This is a genomic window from Actinoallomurus sp. CA-142502 (genome assembly GCF_050936355.1).
Classification (GTDB): domain Bacteria; phylum Actinomycetota; class Actinomycetes; order Streptosporangiales; family Streptosporangiaceae; genus Actinoallomurus; species Actinoallomurus iriomotensis.
Genome location: NZ_JBNJMY010000001.1, coordinates 2,108,711 through 2,130,512, shown reverse-complemented (window position 1 = coordinate 2,130,512; position 21,802 = coordinate 2,108,711). Strand labels below are relative to the sequence as shown.

The following is a 21,802-nucleotide window of genomic DNA, read 5'->3' as shown; positions in this document are numbered from 1 at the left end:
CGACCGCCCGGCACCCGTCTCCGGCGACGAAAGAGCGCCCGGCGGTCTCGCCGCCGGGCGCTCGATTCGGCTCTCCGTACTCACGCCACCGGCACGCCGAACGCACCGATCAGCGCGTCGAGCTCCTGCCGCCAGATGCGGTGGACGTTCAGGCGCAGCGGCTTCTGCGCGGCGGGCGTCTGGTAATGGAACGAGCTCCACAGGGCGGCGCGGTTGTAGTTCGAGATCCGGACGCTCTGCAGCGGCGCGGTGAAGGCGATCTCCTTCGGCCGGTTCGAGATGCGGTTCATCTTCACGAAGATGATCTGCTGCGGCGTCACGGCGACGTAGTAATAGTCGATGAACAACTGACCGAGCAGGCCGAGCTGGTTCATCAGCCACGGGCTCGGGCCCGTGATGGCGTAGACGCCACTGATGATCGGCTCGCCGGGCTGAAGTGCCTGGGCGGCCATCTCGTTCGCCTGCTGCTTGATGGTCTCCTTGCGAACGGCCATCCGTCTCACCTTTCACTTCGGGTGCGACAGAAGGCTCATTCCGCCGCGAAAAGGAGTTGATCGCCGGGGATGCTACCGGTTTCGCAGGAAGCCCACTGTCAGAACAATTCGTTCGTGAGGGAATCGAGCAACCGGACGACGCCGGGCGGGCCGTCGACCACGATGTCGGCGCGGTCGGCCAGCGCGGTCACCTCGTCGGACCCGCTGCACACCTTGATCCCCGGCACGCCCTCCTCGCGCAGCGCCTCGACCGCGTCGTAGGCGGCCAGGTCACCGAGATCGTCTCCGGCGTAGAGGACGGCGGCGCTGCCCAGCTCGGCGGCGAGCGCGCGCAGCGCGGCGCCCTTGTCCATGCCCGGCGGGCGAAGCTCGAGGACGAACCGTCCGGGCTCCACCACCAGACCGGTGCGCTCGGCGAGCGCGGCGACGATGCTCCGGAGGCGTTCGAGGGCGACCTCCGGCTCGGCCGCGCGGCGGGTGTGCACGGCCAGCGCGTGGCCCTTGTCCTCGATGGCGACGCCCTCCGGGGCCGTCTCGATGAGGCGGGGCAGCTTCCGCCGCGCCTCCTCGACGCCCGGCGGCGGCTCCGGCGACCGGAGGACGTCGTCCTCCCAGCGCTCGCGGCCGTACTGGCCGAGGACCACGATCCCCTCGACGCCGGACAGGCCGCCCTTCTCGACCGCGGTCGCGGCCGGACGCCCGGTGATGATCGCGACCTTGCCGACATGGCGCGCGAGCTCGGCGAGCGCCGCGATGGCTCCGTCCTGGGCCCGGGCGGAGTCGGGGTCGTCGACGATCGGCGCGAGCGTGCCGTCGAAGTCGAAGGCGGCCAGCGTCTTGCCGGGCCGCGCCTTGATCACGGACAGGGCTTCGGCACCTTCGGCCGTACGGGACTCAACGTTCATGGGTCGCCCAGCGTACCGACATCGCCGCTGGGCGGCCGGTGCCGCGCCGCGGTGTTCGCCCGGCGGTAGCGGAGCGGCGGCGTACGCACGGCCCGCCACGACGGACGGCGAGGAGTCTGCCTCAGGTGCGGATGCCGAGGCGGCGCGCCGCCCGCTGGCGCTGGCGCTGCGACCGCTGCCTCCGCAGCCGCTTCACGAGCATGGGGTCGTGTTCGAGCGCCTCGGGACGGTCGAGGAGCCCGCCGAGGAGCTGGTAGTAGCGGGTGGAGGACATGCCGAAGTGCTCGCGGATCGCCTGCTCCTTGGCGCCCGCGTGCTGCCACCACTGCCGCTCGAAGGCGAGGATCTTCAGGTCACGGTCGGTCAGACCGCCGTCACCGTCGCGTTCGGGGCCGTTGTCGTCAGGGTTTTTCTCAGGGCCGCTGCCCCGGGCGTCCGCCGGTTGCATCAGGTCCCCTCTGTACGGGTTCGGGGGGCTGTCATGCTACGCGTGCTCAGTGACATGTTCGCGCTGTTCTCACGGATGGACGCTGTCGTAGCCTGAACTGTGACGCCGGATCACTGCGTATCGCTACTGACCGACTACGGACTGGAAGACGGCTTCGTCGCCGCATGTCACGGGGTCATCGTCGGCATCTGCCCGCACGCTCGCATCATCGACATCACCCACCTCGTCCCGCCCGGAGACGTACGGCGCGGCGCCGCGATCATGGCGCAGACGGTCCCGTACCTGCCGGTCGGCGTGCACGTCGCCGTCGTCGACCCGGGCGTGGGCACCCGGCGGCGCGCGGTCGCGGTCGCGGTCGGTGACCGCGTCTTCATCGGCCCGGACAACGGCGTGCTGTCCTGGGCGGCTGCCGGCGCCGACCTGCGCGCGTGGGAGCTGACCGAGAGCGAGCTGTGGCTGGAGCCGGTCTCGGCGACCTTCCACGGCCGCGACATCTTCGCCCCCGTGGCGGCCCACATCGCCGCGGGCCGCGACGTCGCGGCGGTCGGGCGGGAGATCGACCCGGCCGGTCTCGTACGGCTGCCGCCGCCGGCCCGCGCGGTGCGCGACGGCACGGCCGAGGGCGAGGTGGTCACGGTCGACCGGTTCGGCAACGTGCAGCTCTCCCTGACCCGTACGGACCTGGACGCGATCGGCGCACGGCGCGGCGGCGCCCTCACGGTCACGCTGGGCCGGCACTCCTTGCGCATGGCGTACGGAGAGACGTTCGGATCCGTGCCGCCGGGCGAGCTCGTGGCCTACACCGACGCGGCCGGCCGGGTGGCCCTCGCGGTCAACGCCGGCGACGCCGCCCAGCGCCTGGGCCTGCCCCCGGGAGCCCACGTACGCCTCACTGTGGCCGACTGATCCATCCCGCCTTCGGCCGAGATACGACACTTTGAAGGTAACGAAACCTTCAAAGCGGCTGGTCCGGATAAGGCATGATCATGGCATGGTTTTCACGCGCTCTGACTGGCGCTTGATCATCGCCACGATCGTGGTGGCGGCCGGGGCCGGCGTCACCCACTACGCCGGGCTCGGCGGGGACATCGCGCCGTTCGTGATCGCGGCGATCGCTCTGGCACTGCTGGCCAGTCTGGTCGGCCGCAGCGTCGAGGCGCTGGGCGACCGGCTCGGTTCGGGCGCCACCGGCGTGGTGCAGAGCGCGCTCGGAAACCTGCCGGAGCTGTTCGTCGTGCTGTTCGCGCTGCGCGACAAGCTCTACGGCGTGGCGACCGCGACGATCGTCGGGTCGATCCTGGCGAACGTCCTGCTGGTGCTCGGCCTGGCGTTCCTGTTCGGCGGCATCAAGCACGGACGGCAGAAGTTCGGCAACGACGCCGCCCGCACGCTGTCGATGCTCCTGGCGCTCTCGGTGGCCGCCCTCCTCGTGCCCTCGCTCACGGCGGCGCTCGGCTCGCACGCGACGCGCGCCGCGCTGCACGAGCGGGACCTGTCGATCGTCGTGTCGGTCCTGTTGCTCTGCCTGTTCGTGGCGTCGCTGCCGTCCTCGATCAAGCGGCAGAAGAGCGCCGAGCAGCCCGAGCCCTCCTCGGCGGCGGCCCCGTCCGGCGGCGAAGAGGAGAAGCACCGTTCCTGGCCGCTCGGCCTGGCGCTGGCGATGCTGGCGATCACCGGTGTGGGCGCGGCCTTCGTCTCCGACTGGTTCGTGGCCGCGCTACAGCCGGCGATCTCCTCGCTCGGCATCTCCGAGGCGTTCGCCGGCCTGGTGATCGTGGCGATCGCCGGCAACGCCGTCGAGAACGTCGTGGGCATCCAGCTCGCCCTGAAGAACCAGTCCGACTACGCCCTGTCGGTGATCCTGCAGAGTCCGCTGCAGATCGCCCTGGTCGTCGCCCCCGCCCTCGTGCTGCTCTCGCCGATCGTCGGCGCGTCGTTCACACTGGTGCTGTCGCCGCTGCTCATCGCCGTGCTGATCATGGCGGTAGTGATCACCGTGCTGGTGGTGCTCGACGGCGAGTCGAACTGGCTGGAGGGGGCGACGTTGATCGTCCTGTACGGGATCATCGCGACGGCCTTCTGGTGGGGATGAGATGAAAAGCACTAGAACGGCCGAAACCGGACGAGCGTCATATTCCTCCGACTCAACTACTGTGACCTTGTGAATCCGCACATCGACGCGAGTGTCGCGGAGATCGAGCGGGCGGCGTTCCAGCTCCGCCGGCTCTGGGCCAAGCCACAGTTTCTCCAGCGTCTGCGCGAGCGGTGCGGGCACGGCGGGCGGCCGATCCAGCTGTCCAGTCTCCTGGTCATCCACGCGATCGCGGGCCAGGGCGGCGCCGGGAACGGCGATGTCACCGTGGGCGCGGTCGCGGACTTCCTCGACATCGACCCGTCGACCGCCAGCCGGCTCGTCGGGCACGCGACCGACGCCGGGTTCGTCTCGCGCACCTCGTCCCCGGTCGACGCACGCCGCGCGCACCTGCGGCTCACCGAGACCGGCGACCGGGTCAGGGCGCTGACCGATGAGTTCCGGCGGCGCTTCATCGCCCAGCTCGTCGCCGACTGGTCCGAGGAGGATCGGCGTATGTTCGCACACCTGCTCGGCCGCTTCGCCGAGGCCGCCGCGAACTTCCCCACGAACGCGGGCGGCCTGGAGGCCGTCGGGCTGGGGGCCGAGCCGGAGCTCGAGTCGGCTCGGCGACCCGACGAGTGACAGATTTCTAGGAGCGCAGCACGCCCAGGCGCTCGCGGTACTCCTCCTCGTCGATCTCGCCGCGCGCGTAACGGTCGGCGAGTACGCGCTCGGCGCCCCCTCGGCTCCACTTCGCGCGCTTGGACAGCAGGTAGAACCCGCCGCCGAGGACCAGGAGCCAGAACACGGCGAACCCGATCGGGAAGACCGGCCACCATCCGTGTGCGTGGCCGTCGTGCCAGGGACCGTACGCGGTCAGCGTCATGGTGTTCATGAGGCGATGGTGGCCCGGCGGCACGGCCTCGCGCGTCGTACGGCGGGCGGCTCCGCGCCTACGCCCGGCGGCGCAGTCGCCGCAGACGAATCCGGGCCGGCAGTCCGGATGGCCGCCAGGGAAGGGGTGCGCGGACGACGCCGCGCGCGGCCATCGGGATCACAGGCCCGGAACGCGTACAAGGTGCACCGTACACATCTCTCGGGATTTCGACCATATTCCCCCCGATCACCGTAGGTCACACTCAATCGCGTGAGCATCCGACCTCACGCCGTGGCAGAATTACGCTCGCTGTCGACCGCCGGGAGGGAACCGGTGCACTTGTCCGAAGTTCGCCGCGCCCTCCCCCGCGTGGCCTCGGCAGTGCTGGTCAGCATCGCGGTCGGCGTGCTGTCCGTTCCCGCCGCGCAGTCCGCCTCTCCTTCCGCGCCCACCCGCCCGGCCGCCGCGCCGGCCGACCTCTACCGTGGCCAGCAGTGGACTCTCGACGCGCTGCACATCTCCCGCGCGTGGAGGTACTCCCGCGGCAACGGCGTGACCGTCGCGGTGCTCGACACCGGCGTCGACGGCCACCAGGCCGACCTGGCCGGACGCGTCATCGACGGCCCCGACTTCACCGGCCACGGGCGCAAGCCGGGCGGCCGCTACTGGGGCCGGCACGGCACCGAGATGGCGAGCCTCATCGCCGGGCACGGTCACGGCGCCGGCGCCACGGCGGGAGTCATGGGCGTGGCGCCCGACGCCAAGATCCTGTCGATCCGGGTGACCTGGGAGCTGAACGACCCGATCCGCAACGACCACGCCCAGGTCAACCGGGCGCGCGACGCCGTCGCGAAGGGCATCCGCTACGCCGCCGACCACGGCGCGCAGGTCATCAGCATGTCGCTCGGCGGCGGCAACCTGTTCTACAACGGCAACGCCGCCGAAGAGGCGGCGATCAAGTACGCCCTCGGCAAGGGCACCGTGCTCGTCGCGTCCGCGGGCAACGACGGCGACGGCGCCAACCGGCGCAACTACCCCGCCGCCTACCCGGGAGTGATCGCCGTCGGCGCGACCGACCGCGCGTTCAAGGCGGCCAAGTTCACCAACCGGCACACCTACATCTCGGTCGCCGCCCCCGGCGTGGAGATCGTCAGCGCCGACGCCGCCGGGCACGGCTACATCCTCGGCACCGGCACGAGTTCGTCGGCCGCCTTCGTGGCGGGCATGAGCGCGCTCGTCAAGGCGCGTTACCCGAACCTCACGGCGCAGGAGGTCAAGCAGGCCCTGGAGGAGGGCGCCACCCACCGGCCGCCCGACGGGCGCAGCAACGAGATCGGCACGGGCGTCGCCGACGCGTACGGCGCGCTGCGCACGGCCGCCCGGATCAACAAGGCCGAGCACGACGGCACGTCCGTGCACACGCCGCCGACGGCGGCCCGGCCGGCACCGACGGCGTCCGAGCACAACGACCCCGACCTGATGCTGATCGCCGTCCTGAGCGGTGGCGGCACCCTGATCCTGCTCAGCCTGATCCTCGGCTGGCGGCAGCGACGGCGGCGGATCGCCCGGGAGAAGGCCGCGGCAGAGCCGGAGGAGCCGGAGCCGTCCCCCATGCCGGTGGCCGCGCACGCCTCGTCGGCCCCCGCGTCGTGGGAACGCCGGCCGTCGCCGCCGCCGTCGCGTACGGGCCGGTCGTCGGGCCTGTCCCCGTGGGAGCGCCGCCCGGAGCCGGCTGCGGAAGAGGAGCTCCGCTGGGACGCGGGACCGCCCGAAGCCTCGCCGCCGGTGACGCCCTGGGACCGCCGTCCGAGCTCACCCGCCGACGACGCGTCGCACTGGGACCCCGCACCCTCCGAGGCATCACCCCCGGTCACCCCCTGGGACCGTCATCCGAGCTCACCCGCCGACGACGCGCCCCACTGGGACCCCGCACCCTCCGAGGCATCACCCCCGGTCACCCCCTGGGACCGTCATCCGAGCTCACCCGCCGACGACGCGCCCCACTGGGACCCCGCACCCTCCGAAGCATCACCCCCGGTCACCCCCTGGGATCGCCACGATTCGGCCGGTTCCTGGGACCCCTCGCCCAACGGCACCGCCTGGGACCGGCCCGAGACATCGCCGCCCGGTCGTGACGAGCGGCCGCCCGCGGGGGAGCATCCGGAGACGCCGGCGCCGTCCTGGGACCGGCTGTCCCCCGCGGAGCGCTCCTGGGACGAGCCGCCCCCGGCGGACCGCTCGTGGGACCTGCCGCCCGCCGACTCGTCATCGCCCACCGAGTCCTGGGACCGTCTGTCTCCTGAGCCGTCGTCCCCCACCGAGTCCTGGGACCGGCTGCCTCCCGAGCCGTCGTCCCCCACCGAGTCCTGGGACCGGCTGCCTCCCGAGCCGTCGTCCCCCACTGAATCCTGGGACCGGCTGCCTCCCGAGCCGTCGTCCCCCACCGAGTCCTGGGACCGGCTGCCTCCCGAGCCGTCGTCCCCCACCGAGTCCTGGGAGCACCCGCCCGCCGACCCCTCGTCGCCCACCGAAGCCTGGGACCGGCTGCCCGCCGAGACCTCCTCGCCGACCGGCGCCTCGGGTCGGCCGGAGCCGGGTGAGCCGGAGGCGCGGGAGACTCCGCCGGCCGAGCCGCCGGTGCCGGGGACTCCGCCGCCGGCCAGACCGTTCGAGCCCTTCGAGCCGCCGCCCCGCGACCCCGCCGAGACCAACGGCCATCCCACGTCCGCGTACCAGGACCTCCGCGGCGCGGAGCCCGACCCGCTCAGCGACGACTCCCCGTTCGACTCCTCGTCCGACGTCGGCACTCCGCTGGCCGACGAGAGCTGGGAGAGCATCCGGCGCGGCTTCGACCGGCTGAAGGACATGACCAACTGGGAGTCCTCCGCCAAGAGCGACCTGGACGACACCGGCAGCGCACCCGCGCAGGACGCCTCCGACGAGACGGCCGCCCTCCCCACCGCGGACCCGGACGAAGACCACCAGCGCCCGCCCTCCTGACCCATCGCCGCCTCAGCCGGTCCAGGCCGCGAGGCGGGTGCGGGAAGTGGTGAGAGGCGGTGCGCGTTCTGGCGGTCCACCGGCCTCGCGCGTCGCTACGGCCTCGGCGAGTTCCCCGTCGAAGAGGAGCCGAGCCGAAGCCCCGGCGTCCGTACCGCGCCCCGTGACCGGCCGGAGGAGATCCGCCCGCCCGCCGAGGCCGCCCGGCACGCGCGGCCCCTCGCCGACCTGACCCTCCCGGACGTGCCCGAGCCGCCGCCCCGGCGCGACCGGCCCGGACCCCTCGCTGCGGCGCAGGACCTGTGCGCCCTCCCCCAGCCGGAGCCACCGATGGAACCAATGGCCATTCCGGCCGGCGGGCCGGTCACCTGCTGCCCTTCGAGCACCACCTCCCCGGACGTGCAGTCACCGCACCCGACCGATCCCCGCGACGTCGGAGGCCACCAGGTGATCGCCCGGCTGGGCGAAGGCCGCATGGGGCAGGTCCTCCTCGGCACGTCGCCGGACGGCCGGCCGGTCGCCATCAAGGTCGTCCGTCCGGCCGGTCGCCATCAAGGTCGTCCGTCCGGCCCTGGCCGCCGAGGGCAAGGTGGCCGCCCGGTACCCGCTGTCGCGGTACCCGTCCGCCGGACTGGCCTGGGCGGCGGTCCTGACCGACGAGTCCTGGGCCTGCTCGACCCTGGCCGGGGCCGGATTCCGTGAGCGGTTCCGCGGGGACGTCGAGGCGGCGCGGGACGGTCAGCGGCGCGTTCACCGCTCCGCTCGCCACGGCCGACCCGGCCGGCCCGGTTCCCTGGCCGACACCGCTATCCGCCCGTGCTCGACCTGGTACGCGGCCGTGCTGTGCTTCGCGGCGACGGCCGCCGGACCCTTCGGCGTCGGCGACGTGCCGACCCTGCTCCACCGCACCTTTCACGAGGAACCGGATCTGTCCGCCGTCGCCGCCCCGTACCGCGCGACCTCTTCGCCGCCGGTCTCCGCAAGGACCCCGCCCAGCGGCCGGCGCCCGCCCGGCTGCCGGCCACGCTCGGCCGGCCGGAGGACGGTCTCGGCGGGCTCCCCGCCCCGCTCGCCGACGTCGTGCTCGGCCGGGCCGCCGTCCGGCCGCCCGCGCCTCCGCCTCCGTACGCATCGTGGGGCCGCAGGCCGGCCGCCGCCCTGCTCCTCGTACCGATCCTCTGCGTCGTGCTGGAGCGCCCCGGCCGCGGCCCGGCCATGGGGGGTTAGCCCCACCTTCACCCGGCGTGCCAGCCGCATGGGAGCGGCCCCGGCCGTCCCGTAGCGTTCTCCTCGAACCGAGCTTCGAGGAGTCTCAGCCGTGAACAGCCGTAGCGTGGCGGTCGTCGCCCTCACCGCACTGACCGCGTCGGGATGCGGCGTCGGCGTGCACTTCGCCGACTACCGGCACACCACGACCATGAACGACACGCACGTCACCGGGGTCACGAGCGTGCGGGTCGACGCGAACCGCGGGCACGTGGTCGTGACGCGCGGCGCTGGGGACGGCGTGACGGTCCACCGCGTGGTGCACTACCAGAACGGGGCTCCCCACCCCGGCCAGCAGGTGACCAACGGGACGCTGACCTTCACCGCCGGCTGCTCGCGGTGCCGGATCGACTATGACCTGGTCGTCCCCGCCTCGGTCAGTGTGAGCGCCCATACGGACAGCGGCCGGGTGAACGTCAACGGCGTGAAGACCGTGGACGCGAAGTCCGACTCCGGCTCGGTGACCGTGCGGCACGTCACGGGCGACGTGAGCGCCCGCTCCGACTCGGGCGAGGTGACGCTGCAGGACGTCGGCGGCGCCGTCCAGGCGAGCACGGACTCGGGGGCGATCCGCGCGACGGAGCTCCGCTCGACCGAAGCGACCGCCTCCAGCGACTCCGGCTCCATCGACCTGACGTTCGCCTCGGCGCCGAAGAACGTCCGGATGACCGGCGACTCCGGCGCGCTGCGCCTGGCCGTCCCCGGCGGCCCGTACAGCGTGGACGCGCACACCGACTCGGGCGGCCGGCACATCGGTGTGCCCACGGCCCCCGTCGCCCCGGCCCGGCTGTCACTGCGCACCGACTCGGGCAGCGTGAACGTCGTCCCGGCCGGTTAGCAACCGGGATCGGTGATGAGCGCCACCCAGAGCGCCCGGGGGTCATCGGGATCGATCGCCGGGTCGATCTCCGCCGCCCGCGCGAGCACGATCCGTTCACCCGCCTCGACCCGGGCGAGGTGGGCGTCGTGCTCTTCTTCCGGCCGTGAGTAGTGGGGTTCCTGGAGGTGGAACTCCCGGAGGATCGCGACCGCGGAGCGCCACCGCCATGCCAGCTCGACGAGTCGCGCGATCGAGGAGTTGAGGAACGCGACCGCCGGCTGGTACAGGTCCGTGTAGACGCGGCGTAGATCGGGATGGACGTCGGCGGCCGTCACCGGGGCGTCCCGGACGGCCAGCACCCGCCCGTCGCCGGCGACCGCTCCCATCTTCGGGGTCCGATCGTGGGCGCCCCACCACCCGAGGTGGTACAGCCGTTGATCGTCGGCGATCAGCCGGCGCTCGTGCTCTCCCGCCACGTTCGGAACCAGCAGCGGCTCGGTCGCGTGCTGGAACTCCGGCCTCATGACCAGATCCGTCGGCAGGCCCCATTCCGCGAGGGCGGACCGGTCCTCTTCCGGCACCTTCCACCGGTCCACCACCGTGCCGGGCGGCCGTACTCGCCGGTCGGGGGCGACGATGCGCGCCAACGGCGCCGCCATCACCTCTCGCAGGCGTTCTTCCAACGGCGTCCGCTCCCGATCGGCGGGTCCCGGTCCCGTCAGTCCCATGCGGTGAGCTCCTCCAGGGTGGTCTCCCGCAGTTCCTCGTCCAGCACCAGCCAGCGCGTGATGCCGGCCGACTCCAGGAACGGCAGGTCGTGACTCGCGACGACGAGCGCACCCTCGTACGACGCGAGCGCGCCGGTGAGCTGCCGGACGCTGGGCACGTCGAGGTTGTTGGTCGGCTCGTCGAGCAGCAGCAGCTGGGGCGCCGGTTCGGCGAGCATCATGGCCGCGAGCGCGGCGCGGAAGCGCTCGCCGCCGGAGAGAGTGCCGGCCGGCTGTTCCGCCCGCGCCCCCTTGAACAGGAAGCGGGCGAGCTGGGCGCGGATGTGGTTGTCGGTCACCCCCGGCGCCCGGCGGGCGACGTTCGCGGCGACGCTCAGGTCGTCGTCCAGCACGTCGAGACGCTGCGGGAGGAACCGCCACGGCACGTACGTCCTCGCCTCACCGGCCAGCGGCGGCAGCTCTCCGGTGAGGGTGCGCAGGAGGGAGGTCTTCCCGGCACCGTTGCGCCCGACGAGGGCGATCCGCTCGGGCCCGCGCACCTCCAGGTCGGCCTCGCGCAGCCGCCCGTACCCGGGCCGTACGCCGCGCAGGCTGAGCACGGTGCGCCCGGCGGGCACGGCGGTGTGCGGGAGGCTCACGCGGATCTCGTCGTCGTCGCGTACGGCGTCCGCCGCCTCTTCGAGCCGGTCGCGCGCCTCACCGAGCCGGTCCTCGTGGAGGTTGCGCAGCTTGCCCGCCGACTCCTGCGCGGACCGCTTCTTGGCGCCGGCGATGATCTTGGGCGCCCGCCGTTCGAGGTCCATCTTCCGGCTGTTCCGCCGGCGCCGGGCGAGCTTGATCTGGGTCTCCTCCAGCTCCCGCTTCTGCCGGCGTACGTCCGCCTCCGCGGCGCGCAGCATCCGTCCGGCCGCCTCCTGTTCGATCGCCACGCCCTCCTCGTACGCCGACCAGCCGCCGCCGTACCAGGACACCGCGCCGGCCCGGAGCTCGGCGATGCGGTCGACGCGTTCGAGCAGCTCACGGTCGTGGCTGACCACGACCAGGATGCCGCTGTGCCAGGCGTCGACGGCGTCGTACAGCCGCCTGCGGGCGTGCAGGTCGAGGTTGTTGGTCGGCTCGTCCAGCAGGAGGATGGCGGGGCGCTCCAGGAGCAGCGCGGCGAGGCGCAGCAGGACGGCCTCGCCGCCGGAGACCTCCCCCACCGTACGGTCGAGGCCGATGCCGTCGAGGCCGAGCGAGCCGAGCATGGCGAGGGCGCGTTCTTCGACGTCCCAGTCGTCGCCGACCGTCTCGAAGTGCTCCTCCCGTACGTCGCCGCTCTCGATCGCGGCCAGTGCCCTGCGCCGGTCGGCGATGCCGAGTGCCTCGTCGACGTGCTGGGCGGTGTCGAGGGTGATGGTCTGCGGAAGGTAGGCGAGGCTGCCGCGGACGCCGACCGAGCCGGCCGAGGGTCTCAGCCGTCCCGCGAGCAGCCGGAGCAGGGTCGACTTGCCGGAGCCGTTGGCCCCGGCCAGCCCGGTGCGTCCCGGCGGGAAGCCGAGCGACAGCCCGTCGAAGACGGGCGTACCGTCCGGCCAGGCGAACGAGAGAGCCGAACAGGTCAGGGATGCGCTCATGAGGAGTCCTTCACGGTCGTGATGTTCGGGGGCGTCATACGCGAACACCACGCGGCGAAGCGGAGCGCTTGAGGAAGGCTCGTACACCGAGGTCGCTGCCACGCGTCGTCGTACGACGAAGCCGTACCGCGTGGTGATCGCGAACCTCAGACGAGCAACATCCACCTCTATCGCCGGCAACAGAACCGAGCCGATATTAGGCGGGCCGCGAACCGGCGGGCAAACGTATTTACCGGCGAGCCCGCTCAGCCGAGGACGGCAGGCCGGAGCACGTCCTCGCACCACTGGCGGAAGGTGGTGGGGCTGCTGGACCGCGGGGTGCGCGGCTCGGCGTTGTAGACGCCCTGGTCGACCTCGGCGAGGAGGTCGACCAGGCCCTGGGCCCAGCCGTCACTCATCCCGTTCCGCACCAGGTTGGCCTTGAACGCGTCGGCGGGCACCCGCTGGTAGCGGATCGGCCGCTCCAGCACCTCGGACATGATCTGCGCCATCTCGTTGTAGGACAGGTCTTCGGGCCCGAGGATCGGGACGCCGGCCTGCTCGCTCCAGGAGTCGTCGAGCAGCAGCCGGGCCGCGGTGGCCGCGATGTCACGGGTGGCGCACGTCGGCAGCCTCCGGTCCCCGGACACCGGGAAGAAGAACACGCCCTGGCTCCTGAGCGGCTCGAGCTGCTGGAGCACGTTCTCCATGAACCCGGGCATCCGCAGGGCCCGGCAGCTCACGCCGGTGCTCTCGATCATCTCGTCCATGATCAGCGAGGTCGACCCGTGCCCGGTGTCCCCGTCGCGGCGCAGGGCCGAGACGTAGACCAGGCGCTCGACGCTCTGACTCCTGACGGCGTCGCACAGCGGACGGGTGAACTCCAGGGCGCGGTCCCGCATGCTGTCGGCGGTGGGCGTCGGCGGCACGAGCCAGAACACGCTGTCCGCCCCCGCGAACGCCTCGGTGAGGACGCCGAGGTCGTCCAACGACCCCGACACGACCTCCACGCGCTCGCGGACCCGCGGGGAGAGGCGAGACGGGTCCCGTGCGAGCACCCGGACCGGCGCGCCGCCGGCGAGGACGTTGTCGAGAACCTGGCGGCCGATCTGGCCGGTGGGAGTGGTGATGACGATCACGAGCTCTCTGCCCCTCTGCACTGGAAACGGAATTCGGATTCCGGTTGATCTCGACGGGTACGTTACGGAACCCGGATTCCGCTTGTCAATCGCTCAGTGATCGCCGGCCGCGAAGCGCCGGCCATGACGGACCGGCCGCGCGAGGCGGAGGCCTTCCTCACGGCGTTGCAGGACCTGCCGCCCAACGCGCTGAGCACCTGCGACACGTGGACGGTTCACCACATCGGCGCGCACCTGGCCGGCAACCACGAGGAGGCGCTCCGGCACGTCGAGACGTACGCGCAGGGCAGCCCGCTGACCTCGACGCGTTCGGTCGAGGAACGCGAACCACCGTTCCGCGAGCTGTCCGGCGCCGCCCTGCTGAAGGCGGTCGAGCGCTACGAAGAGCGCATGCGGAGAGCGGTCGCCGCGGTGCTCGCCGACGACCCCGACGCCGAGCCGGCCTGGACGGGCCGCCCGTTCAAGGTCGGCTCGTTCTCCTCGCACATGCGCAACGAGTGCGCGATCCACCGCTGGGACTCCGCGGATGTCGCTGACCGGCGCGGCCGGGGAGCCCACCGGGGTGGGCGACCAGGCCGCCCGGCGGCTCATGCTGTGGGGCCGCAAGCCCGGCCCGCCGGACGACGTGAACCGCCTCCAGCGGCTGCCGTCCGGCTACTGACTCCGGTCAGGTACAGGCCGAGACAGACGGTCTGGATAGAGTGCGCCGATGCTCGATGGACTGGACGACGTCGCATGGTCGGAGCTGGGTCACGCGTACGGAGACGCCGGTGACGTTCCCGACCTGCTGCGCCGGGCGGCGGCAGGCGGAGACGAGGCCGGGGAGGCGCTCGCGGAGCTGTACGGCTGCGTCTTTCACCAGGGCACCGTCTACTCCGCCACGGTGGCGGCCGTGCCGTTCCTCACCGAGTTGGCGCGGTGCGCACCGGAACCGCGCGACGAGTTCGTCTGGCTGCTCGGCATGCTGTCCGATCCCCACCACGCGTACGGCTCCGCGTTCGACGCCGTCAGAGCGGCGATCGCCGCGCACGCCGACGTCCTGCCGCCGCTCCTGGGCGACCCCGACCCGCAGGTGCGTGCGGCCGCCGCGTACGCCCTCGCCCAGTGCGCCGCGCCGCCGGCACCGTTGTGGGACCGCTGGGCGGTCGAGGAGGACGCGGAGGTACGCGCCTCGCTCGCGCTCGCGCTCGGCCTGCTCGACCCGGTCCGGTCCGGTGAGCCCCTCTCCCACGCGGTCGTGCACGCTCCCCCGGCGGAGCGGGTCGCCGCCGCCCTGGCCCTGACGCGGAACGGCGCGGCGTGGCCGGACGGCGCGGCGGCCGCCGTGGTCGGCGTCATGGACGACGCCGAGGTGGAATACGCCTGGCAGCGTCACGCCGACTGGACCGACGAACTGCTGGCCGTGGCGGATGACGCCCTCGCCGCCGCCCTTCTGGAACAGATGCTCGCGTCGTCTTCCGCCCAGGTCCGCCGTGCGGGCGTGTGGGGGATGACGGTACGCGGCCAGGCCCGGCGTACGGCTCCGGCGCTGCTGCTGCCGATGGTGCGTCCGCTCCTGGACGACCCGGACGAGGGCGTGCGCGGTGAGGCCGTCGGGGCGCTGCGCCGGTCCGGGGCCGCGTCCGCGCTGTTCGCCGGCGAACTCCGTGCGATCGCCGCGCGGTATCCGCGGACGGCGGATCAGGTGGCGATCACCCCGGAGCTCAAGGCCGTGGAGACCCTGATGTCGCTGGGCGACCCCGGCTGGATCGACCCGGTCTGCGCGGCCGTCGCCGAGGGGCACGACACGGGGCGGATCCGGCTGCTGCGCCAGGGCATGCGGTGGAGCCGGCAGACGCTCGACGAGGTACGGCGGCGGCTCGCCGGCGCGGACGCCGCGGTGACGGCGGTCCTGGCCGCGGTCCTCGGCCAGTGGGGTTCCGATGCCGCGCCCGCCGTTCCGGAGCTGCTGGCGGCGCTGCCGCACGCGGGCGAGGCGGTGTCCCGCGCGCTGGCGCGGATGGGCCACGCCACCCCGGAGACGGTGCCGCACCTGCGGGCGCTCGCCGAACGGACCGGCGAGCTGGAACCCGCCATCGACGTGTGGCGCGTGGCCGGGGATCCGCAGTGGCTGGTCGAGGCCCTGAACGGCCTGCTGACGGGTGACCGGGCACGGCCGCCCGCGACCTCGTACGACCTCGGCGAGGTGGGCGCCCGCCTGCTGCCGTTGGTCCCCGCCACACGCCGGCACCTCACCGGCGCCGTGGCCGCGACGTACCCGCAGTGCGACATCCAGGTTCTCGCGGCCCGCGTGCTGTCGGCCGCGACCGGCGACCCGGCGCCGGCGCTGCCGACCGTGCGCGCCGTCCTCGCCTCCGAGGGCCCGCCCGCGAGCCGCGCGGCCGACCTGGTCGCGGACCTGGCCGCCGCGCACCCGCCGGCCGTCGCCGACCTTGAGCCGGTCCTGCGCGACCGGCTCGACGACCACTGGTGCGCGGTGGCGTCCGCCCGCGCGCTGTGGCGGCTCGGCGTCCCTCCGGCCGAGCTGGTCACCCCGCTGATCGCGGCGATCACGGCGCCGTACGGCGGTGGCGGCGCGGTACCGCTGCTGGTCGACATGGGCGCCGTGGACGCCGTCGCGGAGCTCGACCGGCTCGCCCGCCGCGACGAACGGATCGTCGTCTCGGGCATCGACGACGACATCGTCTGGCAGGACGAGTGGCTGCGGGACCGGCTGCGAACCGCGGTCGCCGCACTGCGCGGGCTGTGACGACGCGCTCAGTCGTGCGGAGGACGGCGTACGGCCGCGGCCGGCGGTCGCACCATGAAGACGTCGATCGGGTCCTGGGCCTCCACGGTGAACCCGTGGCGCTCGTACAGCCGCTGGGCGGCGCTGCCCTGCAGGACGTTCAGTCGGACGGGCACGCGGTCGGCGTCGGCCCGCCGCAGCAGTGTCCGCAGGACGGCCGACCCGAGGCCTCGGCCCTGGAGGTCCGGAGCGAGATAGAAATGCTCCAGCCACCGCCCGTCCTCGGCCGGGCGTACGGTGACGCAGCCCGCGAAGGCGCCGTCGACCACGATGACCGATGTGTGCCGCTCGGAGAAGGAGTCCCGGAACCGCTGCCGGACCCGGTGCTCGTCGAACCGTCCCAGCCGCTCCAGGTCCGGGCGCATCACCGTCGCCCGCAGTTCCGCGATCACCTCGACGTCCGCCGGCCCGGCGGCACGCAGCACCCACTCGATGGGCTCGATGCCCGGTTTCGCCCCGTCCGCCCTCACAGTCGCGTCCATGGCCGGAGTATCCCAATAGCCCGCCGCATCCCGAGTGCGGACGTCAGACGACGTCTTCGCCGAGGATGAGGATCGACCAGGTGTGCGGGCCGACCTGACCATCGGCGGCGATCCTGTGCTGGGACTGCTCCTGCTTGACGCGGTCCTCGGTGGCGGAGCCGAACCCACCGTCGATGACGAGCGGTTGCTGTTCGCCGTCGGCACGTGCGTTCAGGAGCCCTTGCAGCGTCCACACGGCGTACCCGGTGTCGCCCGGCTTCAGGGTGGGCAGTCGCCGCACGATCTTCTCCGTCCAGTCGCCGGCGTCACCGCCGGCACCGTACTTGGGGGTGGCGTAGCCGTACACGTAGGACCGCGAACGTGTGCGGCGCATGACGTGGTCCGAGGTGTTGCCCTCGATCGTCTGGATCACCGAACCGGAGACGACCTTCTCCACGATGCCGATGTGCTCGGGCTCGCCTGCTTGCCGAAGACCAGATGGAGCGCGCCCAGTCTGTCGAAGGCGTAGCTCTGGAACATGAAGCACCAGGCCCCGTCTCCGCCGTACCAGGACGTGTACTTGTTGTGGTTGGAACCGGGCGGGGACTCGCCGGTGCCGATCTGGCTCGCCTCGTAGGCGATGATCGCGTACGCGGTCGTGCCGCCCGCGGCGGCGAGTAACGCGGCGTGCTCCGCCTCGTCCAGGTCCGGCACCGGATCCTGGGAGACGCCGGACTGGTCCGGATCATCGGGCATCACACCCGCGCCTCGGGTCACCTCGATGGGGGCCGGTCCGTCGAACGCGCGGCCGCTGGGAACGGTCATCTGTTACCTCCGGTGAATACGCGCGCACGGCAACCCCGGCCCCCACCACATCCCTGAAAAAACGCCTGGACGGCGGTCAGGCTCCCACGAGCAACTTCGCTCAAGTGGCGTGCGGGCCTGAATTGTTCTTCAGGAGTGCGCCCAGGCCGCTCATCGCTATCTGAACCCACGACTTCAGTTCGGAGTAGGCGTAGGCGAGGACGTCCTGGGTACTGCCGTCATCGTTCACGATGTCGATGTAATTGCCGTCGTTCTCGAAGCGAAGATTGCAGTGGAAGTCGACGTTCTTCGGCGCCCCCTGTCGCGCCAGGATCTTGCCGGTGCGCCCGTCGACGTAGTAGATCCAGTTCGCGCTGTCCACCTGGGACGTGTAGAACTGGACGTTGTTCTGCCGATCGAGGGACATCGACTTGAAATGGATGCCCTGGTAGTACCAGGGGATCCCGCACGCGCCATTCCGCGCCCATTGCGGCGAGAGGCCAAAACTTACCGGCTCCCCCTCTCCGGCCTCAGCACCGATTACCCCGTTTATGCGTAGTCGGATACTAAACCGAATTCTTCCGGGGAGAAGGCCCCTGCCTGGCCAAATCAGGACAACGGCCAAGCCCGCAGATCAGCCGACGTAGGCCACTTTCGCCATCAACCACCGACCGCCGACGCGGTTCATCGTCACCTGCATCGGGGGGACGGTCTTCTTGGTCGGCGACTGCGTCGTCTTCGTCCGCACCTCGGTGCCCACGGCGGCGAGCACGGTGGCCTGTGACGGACCCGTCGAGGCGCCGAGGGAGACGTCGATCGCCCTGACCCTGGAGACGCTCGGCTCGGTGACGTAAGCCGATCTGAGCTGAGCCTCGGAACCGACCCACTGATCACGGAACTCGCCGGTGGCGCACGCCCGGACGGCCGTGAACGTGCCGTCGACGGCCCGATGGTCGACGGAGTACATCGCGCGGATACACGACTGCGCGGCCTTGAGCACCGCGGAGACCTTCCGGCCGGGCCAGGAGGCGCCCTCGAGATCGGCGGGAGCCGCGGGCAGCGGCGTGACCTGGTCAAGCCACCACTGTCCCTGCCGGCGGACCAGCGCGGCCCGGACCTCGGCCTGACTCGCCGTCGGCGTCTCCCCCGCTCTGGTGATCCGCTGGTCGAGGGAGAGCAGGACGTTGGCTCGAGCGCCGCGCGTCGATTCGAGCCCGGCGGCGACCACCGACGCCACGTTCACGATCTTCTGTTTCAGCGCCACGGGACGGGCGGTCGTCATCTCGGAGTCGTACTGCTGCCGCAAGCCGCTGGTCATCCTGCTTCGGGCCGACCGCGCGTCCGCGTCGAAGGTGCGATAGTCGTAGCTCTCGAAGGCCTTCGCGTCGGCCGAGGCGATCTTCAAGATCTCCGATCCGCCCGTGGGCAGCGCGAGCGAGTCCGCCGGACCTCGTCCCGGGGCGTACATCCAGGCTCCGACCGCGACGGCGCCCAGGACCAGGGCGGTGCCCACCGCCGTGCCGGCGACCAGCCCGGTCCGGCGCCGCCGCGGCGCCGGCTGAAGGTACGGCGGCGGCACCGGCACCGTGGGCACCGTGGGGAACGGCTGCGGCTCCTCGGCGGACCGGTCGTCGGTGGTCGTGTCCGGCTGCTCGCCGATCAAGGTCAGCATGAGCTGCTGCGCCGTCGGGCGTACCGCCGGGTCCTTGGCCAGGCAGCGCTCCAGCACGGGCAGCAGCGCGACCGGCACTCCGGAGAGATCGGCTTCCCCCTGCGTGATCCGGTTGATGACGGTCGGGATCGAACCACCGCCGAAGGGCGATCGCCCGGTCGCCGCGAACGCCATCGTCGCGGCCCAGGAGAACACGTCGGAGGCCGGACTGACCCGTTCCCCGGCGATCTGCTCGGGAGCCATGTAGGCCGGCGTGCCGACCACACCGCTGGCGGTGGTCGAGTCGGCCCCCGCCTGCAGCGCCCGGGCGATACCGAAATCGATCACGCGCGGCCCGTCGGGTCCCATGAGTACGTTGGCCGGCTTGAAATCCCGGTGCACGACGCCCGCCCGGTGGATGGCGGCCAGCGCCGTGGCCGTACCGATCGCCAGCCGGTCCAGCTCCGTACCTTCGCACGTGCCCTGCTCGGCCACGAGTTGCTGGAGAGAGGGACCCGGGACGTACTCACTGACGATGTACGGCTGGTCCGCCACCACATCGGCGTCGATCACCTGCGCCGTGCAGAACCCCGCGACGCGTTCGATCACCGCCAGTTCGCGGGCGAACCGCGCCCGCACCGCCTCGTCCTGGCCAAGGTGGGACCGCAGCAGCTTGACCGCCACCTGCCGTCCCTCGGCATCGCGCCCCAGGTAGACGATCCCCTGACCGCCCTCGCCGAGCCTGCCCTCCAGGCGGTAGACGCCCAGTTGAGGCGGATCCCCCAGCCGCAGTGGGCGAGGCTTCGCCATTCGTCCCCCATTCCACGCTTACCGGCCCGAATAATGATCTCTCACACAGAGATCAGGCGCTCGATGGGAGCAGATGTCGTGGGCGTGCTGTTCGCGGACGACCATCTGTACTGCTGGATGTGCCTGTGAACCGGGACGTCCCGCGACGACCGAAGCGCCGCTCGGCCACACTGAGTCCATGGAGTACGTCGGCCGCGTGCCCGCACCGCCGCTCGACCGGTTCATCGACGACATCTACTGCCTGACCGGGGTGCCGCGCCACCGCCGGATGAACGTCCCGCCGATGCCGTCGGCGCACCTGTTCATCAACCTGGGCGAACCCGTCCGCCTGCGGGATTCCGACCCTTCGGTGCCGTCGGCGGTGTTGACCGATGGGTGGTTCATGGGCGTGTGGACCCGGCGTTTCCTCGTCGAGTACCCGGCACGGGTGCGGCTCGTCGGGGTGCACTTCAAGCCCTGGGGAATCTCGCCGTTCGTCGACATGCCGGCGACCGAGCTGCGGGACCGATGGGTGCCGGTCGACGCCGTCTGGCAACGGTCCCTGGACCGGATTCGCGACCAGGTCGGCGACATGACGTCGGCCACCGGGACACTGCGGGTCCTGGAGGAGGAGCTGCGCTCGCGCCTCGCCGAGGCGCCGTCGCGCGGGCTCGGCCTGGTCCAGCACACCGGCGGGCGGCTGGAGACCGCCCACGGCGCGGTCCCGGTCGGCGCGCTGGCCGACGCCGCCGGGGTGAGCGGCAATCACCTGGCCACGCAGTTCAAGTTCCATGTCGGCGTCACCCCGAAGCGGGTGGCGCGGATCTACCGTTTCGCGCGACTGATCCTGTCCGTGGACGCCCTGCGTCCGGTCGACTGGTCGGATCTCGCCCACACGGCGGGCTACTTCGACCGAGCCCACTTCAGCAGGGAGTTCAAGGACTTCACCGGCCACACCCCGACGGAATACCTGGCCCTGCGGCGCCGGTTCCCCGCCGAGCGGGGATTCCCGCCGGACAGCGGTCCGATGCCCGCTGCCTGATGCCTTTTCAGCGGCCTGCCGCATGGGATCTCAGCACGTCGACCTCGCAGCCCGGCGAGGACGGGTCGAACCCGTGCTCGACCAGCCAGCGGACCGCCAGCAGGCTGCGCAACGACCACCACGCGCGGATCACGTCGGCACCCGCCGCGGCCCACGCCGCCGGCGACGCGGTCGACGGACCTCTTCCACGTCGGCCATTATCGCGGGACCCGAATGAGAAGGGCCATTGATTTCTTACAAGCCCAGACCTCCTCCGTACCGACAAGATCGGGGGCAAACGCGCAAGGAGACTCAAGGAGAACCCATGGGTACGGTGATCATGCACAACGTGGTGTCGGTGGACGGCTTCATCGCCGACGAGAACGACGACGTGGGGCCCCTCCACGATTGGTACTTCAGCGGGGACACCCCGATCACCGAGGACGGCGACCAGCAGTACGACCACTCCGCGGTGGGAAGCCGCTTCAGGGTCTCCCGCGCATCGGCGGAGTACGTCCGGCCGATGTGGGAGACGATCGGCGTGATCGTGATGGGCCGCACCCTGTTCGACCTGGTGAACGGCTGGGAGGGTCAGCCACCCGCGGGCGAGCACGTGGTCGTGGTGTCCCACCGGCCCAAGCCCGAGGGATGGCACCCCGAGGCGTCGTACCATTTCGTCGATGACGTGAGGGCCGCGATCGACAAGGCCCAGGAGCTCGCCGGGAAGCGCACCGTCAGCGTGAACGCCGGCGACGTGGGCGGCCAGATCCTCGCGGCCGGCCTCGTGGACGAGGTGGCGATGGACGTGGTGCCGGTGGTGTTCGGGTCGGGCAAACGCTACTTCGGCGGCATCGACGGGCAGCACCTGCTGGAGGATCCCCACGTGGTCATCCGGGGCGACCGGGTGCTCCACCTGAAGTTCGAAGTACGCCGCTAGACGGC

24 protein-coding genes are annotated in these 21,802 nt (G+C 72.0%); 9 read left to right on the top strand and 15 right to left on the bottom strand.

What is annotated here, in order from left to right; genetic code table 11:
• Positions 1-80: 80 nt before the first annotated feature.
• From ACQEV1_RS10395 to ACQEV1_RS10385, 3 genes are all read right to left on the bottom strand, one after another.
• Positions 81-494 (bottom strand): hypothetical protein, encoded by a 414-nt coding sequence (locus ACQEV1_RS10395; RefSeq protein WP_433393328.1) that lies wholly within the window; start codon positions 492-494, stop codon positions 81-83.
• A gap of 98 nt (positions 495-592) precedes the next feature.
• Complete coding sequence (gene otsB, locus ACQEV1_RS10390) at positions 593-1,399, bottom strand: trehalose-phosphatase (protein WP_285620472.1); 807 nt, start codon at positions 1,397-1,399, stop codon at positions 593-595.
• A 121-nt stretch (positions 1,400-1,520) separates the two neighbouring features.
• Positions 1,521-1,847, bottom strand: coding sequence for a DUF3263 domain-containing protein (locus ACQEV1_RS10385; RefSeq protein WP_285568434.1), 327 nt, complete (start codon positions 1,845-1,847; stop codon positions 1,521-1,523).
• A 99-nt stretch (positions 1,848-1,946) separates the two neighbouring features.
• Here ACQEV1_RS10385 and ACQEV1_RS10380 point away from each other — a divergent pair, with 99 nt between their 5' ends.
• From ACQEV1_RS10380 to ACQEV1_RS10370, 3 genes are all read left to right on the top strand, one after another.
• Positions 1,947-2,753 carry an SAM hydrolase/SAM-dependent halogenase family protein gene (locus tag ACQEV1_RS10380; RefSeq protein ID WP_433393325.1) on the top strand — a complete coding sequence of 269 codons (807 nt, stop codon included), beginning with the start codon at positions 1,947-1,949 and terminating at the stop codon, positions 2,751-2,753.
• A gap of 85 nt (positions 2,754-2,838) precedes the next feature.
• Positions 2,839-3,939: a calcium/proton exchanger gene (cax, locus tag ACQEV1_RS10375; RefSeq protein ID WP_433393323.1), complete on the top strand. Its 1,101-nt coding sequence runs from the start codon at positions 2,839-2,841 to the stop codon at positions 3,937-3,939.
• A 69-nt stretch (positions 3,940-4,008) separates the two neighbouring features.
• Positions 4,009-4,563: a MarR family winged helix-turn-helix transcriptional regulator gene (locus ACQEV1_RS10370; RefSeq protein ID WP_433393321.1), complete on the top strand. Its 555-nt coding sequence runs from the start codon at positions 4,009-4,011 to the stop codon at positions 4,561-4,563.
• Positions 4,564-4,570: 7 nt separating this feature from the next.
• Here ACQEV1_RS10370 and ACQEV1_RS10365 read toward each other — a convergent pair whose 3' ends face one another.
• Entirely contained in the window at positions 4,571-4,816 is a 246-nt protein-coding gene (locus ACQEV1_RS10365) for an SHOCT domain-containing protein (protein WP_285568428.1), read from the bottom strand.
• Between the two features lie 321 nt (positions 4,817-5,137).
• On the opposite strand from ACQEV1_RS10365, the gene ACQEV1_RS10360 reads away from it, so the two are divergent.
• Positions 5,138-7,798 (top strand): S8 family serine peptidase, encoded by a 2,661-nt coding sequence (locus ACQEV1_RS10360; protein ID WP_433393319.1) that lies wholly within the window; start codon positions 5,138-5,140, stop codon positions 7,796-7,798.
• A gap of 405 nt (positions 7,799-8,203) precedes the next feature.
• Here ACQEV1_RS10360 and ACQEV1_RS10355 read toward each other — a convergent pair whose 3' ends face one another.
• Together ACQEV1_RS10355 and ACQEV1_RS10350 are read right to left on the bottom strand one after the other, a co-directional pair.
• A complete protein-coding gene (locus ACQEV1_RS10355; protein WP_433393317.1) occupies positions 8,204-8,350 on the bottom strand; it encodes a hypothetical protein in 147 nt (48 codons plus the stop codon).
• Between the two features lie 360 nt (positions 8,351-8,710).
• Positions 8,711-9,031 carry a hypothetical protein gene (locus ACQEV1_RS10350; RefSeq protein WP_433393315.1) on the bottom strand — a complete coding sequence of 107 codons (321 nt, stop codon included), beginning with the start codon at positions 9,029-9,031 and terminating at the stop codon, positions 8,711-8,713.
• Between the two features lie 85 nt (positions 9,032-9,116).
• Between ACQEV1_RS10350 and ACQEV1_RS10345 the strand changes: the two genes are divergently transcribed.
• Positions 9,117-9,902, top strand: a complete 786-nt coding sequence (locus ACQEV1_RS10345; protein ID WP_433393313.1) for a DUF4097 family beta strand repeat-containing protein — start codon at positions 9,117-9,119, stop codon at positions 9,900-9,902.
• Here the strand turns inward: ACQEV1_RS10345 and ACQEV1_RS10340 are convergent.
• The 3 genes from ACQEV1_RS10340 to ACQEV1_RS10330 form a co-directional block, all read right to left on the bottom strand.
• Positions 9,899-10,612: an SUKH-4 family immunity protein gene (locus ACQEV1_RS10340; protein ID WP_433393311.1), complete on the bottom strand. Its 714-nt coding sequence runs from the start codon at positions 10,610-10,612 to the stop codon at positions 9,899-9,901. The genes ACQEV1_RS10345 and ACQEV1_RS10340 overlap by 4 nt on opposite strands.
• The gene (locus ACQEV1_RS10335; protein ID WP_433393309.1) at positions 10,603-12,228 is read right to left on the bottom strand and encodes an ATP-binding cassette domain-containing protein; all 1,626 of its coding nucleotides are present in this window, start codon (positions 12,226-12,228) and stop codon (positions 10,603-10,605) included. The genes ACQEV1_RS10340 and ACQEV1_RS10335 overlap by 10 nt, the downstream gene beginning before the upstream one ends.
• A gap of 245 nt (positions 12,229-12,473) precedes the next feature.
• Positions 12,474-13,346: an NmrA family NAD(P)-binding protein gene (locus ACQEV1_RS10330; RefSeq protein WP_433393307.1), complete on the bottom strand. Its 873-nt coding sequence runs from the start codon at positions 13,344-13,346 to the stop codon at positions 12,474-12,476.
• Between the two features lie 123 nt (positions 13,347-13,469).
• On the opposite strand from ACQEV1_RS10330, the gene ACQEV1_RS10325 reads away from it, so the two are divergent.
• A complete protein-coding gene (locus tag ACQEV1_RS10325) occupies positions 13,470-14,120 on the top strand; it encodes a maleylpyruvate isomerase family mycothiol-dependent enzyme (protein WP_433393305.1) in 651 nt (216 codons plus the stop codon).
• Positions 14,056-16,095, top strand: coding sequence for a hypothetical protein (locus tag ACQEV1_RS10320; RefSeq protein WP_433393303.1), 2,040 nt, complete (start codon positions 14,056-14,058; stop codon positions 16,093-16,095). Before ACQEV1_RS10325 ends, ACQEV1_RS10320 begins: the two co-directional genes overlap by 65 nt.
• A gap of 8 nt (positions 16,096-16,103) precedes the next feature.
• On the opposite strand, the gene ACQEV1_RS10315 is transcribed toward ACQEV1_RS10320, so the two are convergent.
• The 5 genes from ACQEV1_RS10315 to ACQEV1_RS10295 form a co-directional block, all read right to left on the bottom strand.
• On the bottom strand, positions 16,104-16,616 hold the full coding sequence (locus ACQEV1_RS10315; protein WP_433393301.1) for an N-acetyltransferase family protein: 513 nt from the start codon (positions 16,614-16,616) through the stop codon (positions 16,104-16,106).
• A 43-nt stretch (positions 16,617-16,659) separates the two neighbouring features.
• Entirely contained in the window at positions 16,660-17,052 is a 393-nt protein-coding gene (locus ACQEV1_RS10310) for a peptidoglycan-binding domain-containing protein (protein ID WP_433393299.1), read from the bottom strand.
• Complete coding sequence (locus ACQEV1_RS10305; protein ID WP_433393297.1) at positions 17,025-17,420, bottom strand: hypothetical protein; 396 nt, start codon at positions 17,418-17,420, stop codon at positions 17,025-17,027. The genes ACQEV1_RS10310 and ACQEV1_RS10305 overlap by 28 nt, the downstream gene beginning before the upstream one ends.
• A 100-nt stretch (positions 17,421-17,520) precedes the next feature.
• The gene (locus ACQEV1_RS10300) at positions 17,521-17,826 is read right to left on the bottom strand and encodes a hypothetical protein (protein WP_285620518.1); all 306 of its coding nucleotides are present in this window, start codon (positions 17,824-17,826) and stop codon (positions 17,521-17,523) included.
• 207 nt (positions 17,827-18,033) lie between these two features.
• Entirely contained in the window at positions 18,034-19,860 is a 1,827-nt protein-coding gene (locus tag ACQEV1_RS10295; protein ID WP_433393295.1) for a serine/threonine-protein kinase, read from the bottom strand.
• Positions 19,861-20,038: 178 nt separating this feature from the next.
• Between ACQEV1_RS10295 and ACQEV1_RS10290 the strand changes: the two genes are divergently transcribed.
• Positions 20,039-20,881, top strand: coding sequence for a DUF6597 domain-containing transcriptional factor (locus tag ACQEV1_RS10290; RefSeq protein ID WP_433393293.1), 843 nt, complete (start codon positions 20,039-20,041; stop codon positions 20,879-20,881).
• Positions 20,882-20,888: 7 nt separating this feature from the next.
• Here the strand turns inward: ACQEV1_RS10290 and ACQEV1_RS10285 are convergent, their stop codons facing one another.
• On the bottom strand, positions 20,889-21,014 hold the full coding sequence (locus tag ACQEV1_RS10285; protein WP_285620526.1) for a hypothetical protein: 126 nt from the start codon (positions 21,012-21,014) through the stop codon (positions 20,889-20,891).
• Positions 21,015-21,185: 171 nt separating this feature from the next.
• Here ACQEV1_RS10285 and ACQEV1_RS10280 point away from each other — a divergent pair, with 171 nt between their 5' ends.
• The gene (locus ACQEV1_RS10280) at positions 21,186-21,797 is read left to right on the top strand and encodes a dihydrofolate reductase family protein (RefSeq protein WP_433393291.1); all 612 of its coding nucleotides are present in this window, start codon (positions 21,186-21,188) and stop codon (positions 21,795-21,797) included.
• Positions 21,798-21,802: the final 5 nt, after the last annotated feature.

Excerpts from the sequence above, each read along its gene's own strand:
- ACQEV1_RS10395 (WP_433393328.1), bottom strand. The coding sequence starts at position 494 with ATGGCCGTTCGCAAGGAGACCATCAAGCAGCAGGCGAACGAGATGGCC.
- otsB (WP_285620472.1), bottom strand. The coding sequence starts at position 1,399 with ATGAACGTTGAGTCCCGTACGGCCGAAGGTGCCGAAGCCCTGTCCGTG.
- ACQEV1_RS10385 (WP_285568434.1), bottom strand. The coding sequence starts at position 1,847 with ATGCAACCGGCGGACGCCCGGGGCAGCGGCCCTGAGAAAAACCCTGAC.
- cax (WP_433393323.1), top strand. The coding sequence starts at position 2,839 with ATGGTTTTCACGCGCTCTGACTGGCGCTTGATCATCGCCACGATCGTG.
- ACQEV1_RS10365 (WP_285568428.1), bottom strand. The coding sequence starts at position 4,816 with ATGAACACCATGACGCTGACCGCGTACGGTCCCTGGCACGACGGCCAC.
- ACQEV1_RS10355 (WP_433393317.1), bottom strand. The coding sequence starts at position 8,350 with ATGGCGACCGGCCGGACGGACGACCTTGATGGCGACCGGCCGGCCGTC.
- ACQEV1_RS10340 (WP_433393311.1), bottom strand. The coding sequence starts at position 10,612 with ATGGGACTGACGGGACCGGGACCCGCCGATCGGGAGCGGACGCCGTTG.
- ACQEV1_RS10335 (WP_433393309.1), bottom strand. The coding sequence starts at position 12,228 with ATGAGCGCATCCCTGACCTGTTCGGCTCTCTCGTTCGCCTGGCCGGAC.
- ACQEV1_RS10325 (WP_433393305.1), top strand. The coding sequence starts at position 13,470 with ATGACGGACCGGCCGCGCGAGGCGGAGGCCTTCCTCACGGCGTTGCAG.
- ACQEV1_RS10320 (WP_433393303.1), top strand. The coding sequence starts at position 14,056 with ATGCTCGATGGACTGGACGACGTCGCATGGTCGGAGCTGGGTCACGCG.
- ACQEV1_RS10315 (WP_433393301.1), bottom strand. The coding sequence starts at position 16,616 with ATGGACGCGACTGTGAGGGCGGACGGGGCGAAACCGGGCATCGAGCCC.
- ACQEV1_RS10305 (WP_433393297.1), bottom strand. The coding sequence starts at position 17,420 with ATGACCGTTCCCAGCGGCCGCGCGTTCGACGGACCGGCCCCCATCGAG.
- ACQEV1_RS10300 (WP_285620518.1), bottom strand. The coding sequence starts at position 17,826 with ATGTCCCTCGATCGGCAGAACAACGTCCAGTTCTACACGTCCCAGGTG.
- ACQEV1_RS10295 (WP_433393295.1), bottom strand. The coding sequence starts at position 19,860 with ATGGCGAAGCCTCGCCCACTGCGGCTGGGGGATCCGCCTCAACTGGGC.
- ACQEV1_RS10290 (WP_433393293.1), top strand. The coding sequence starts at position 20,039 with ATGGAGTACGTCGGCCGCGTGCCCGCACCGCCGCTCGACCGGTTCATC.
- ACQEV1_RS10280 (WP_433393291.1), top strand. The coding sequence starts at position 21,186 with ATGGGTACGGTGATCATGCACAACGTGGTGTCGGTGGACGGCTTCATC.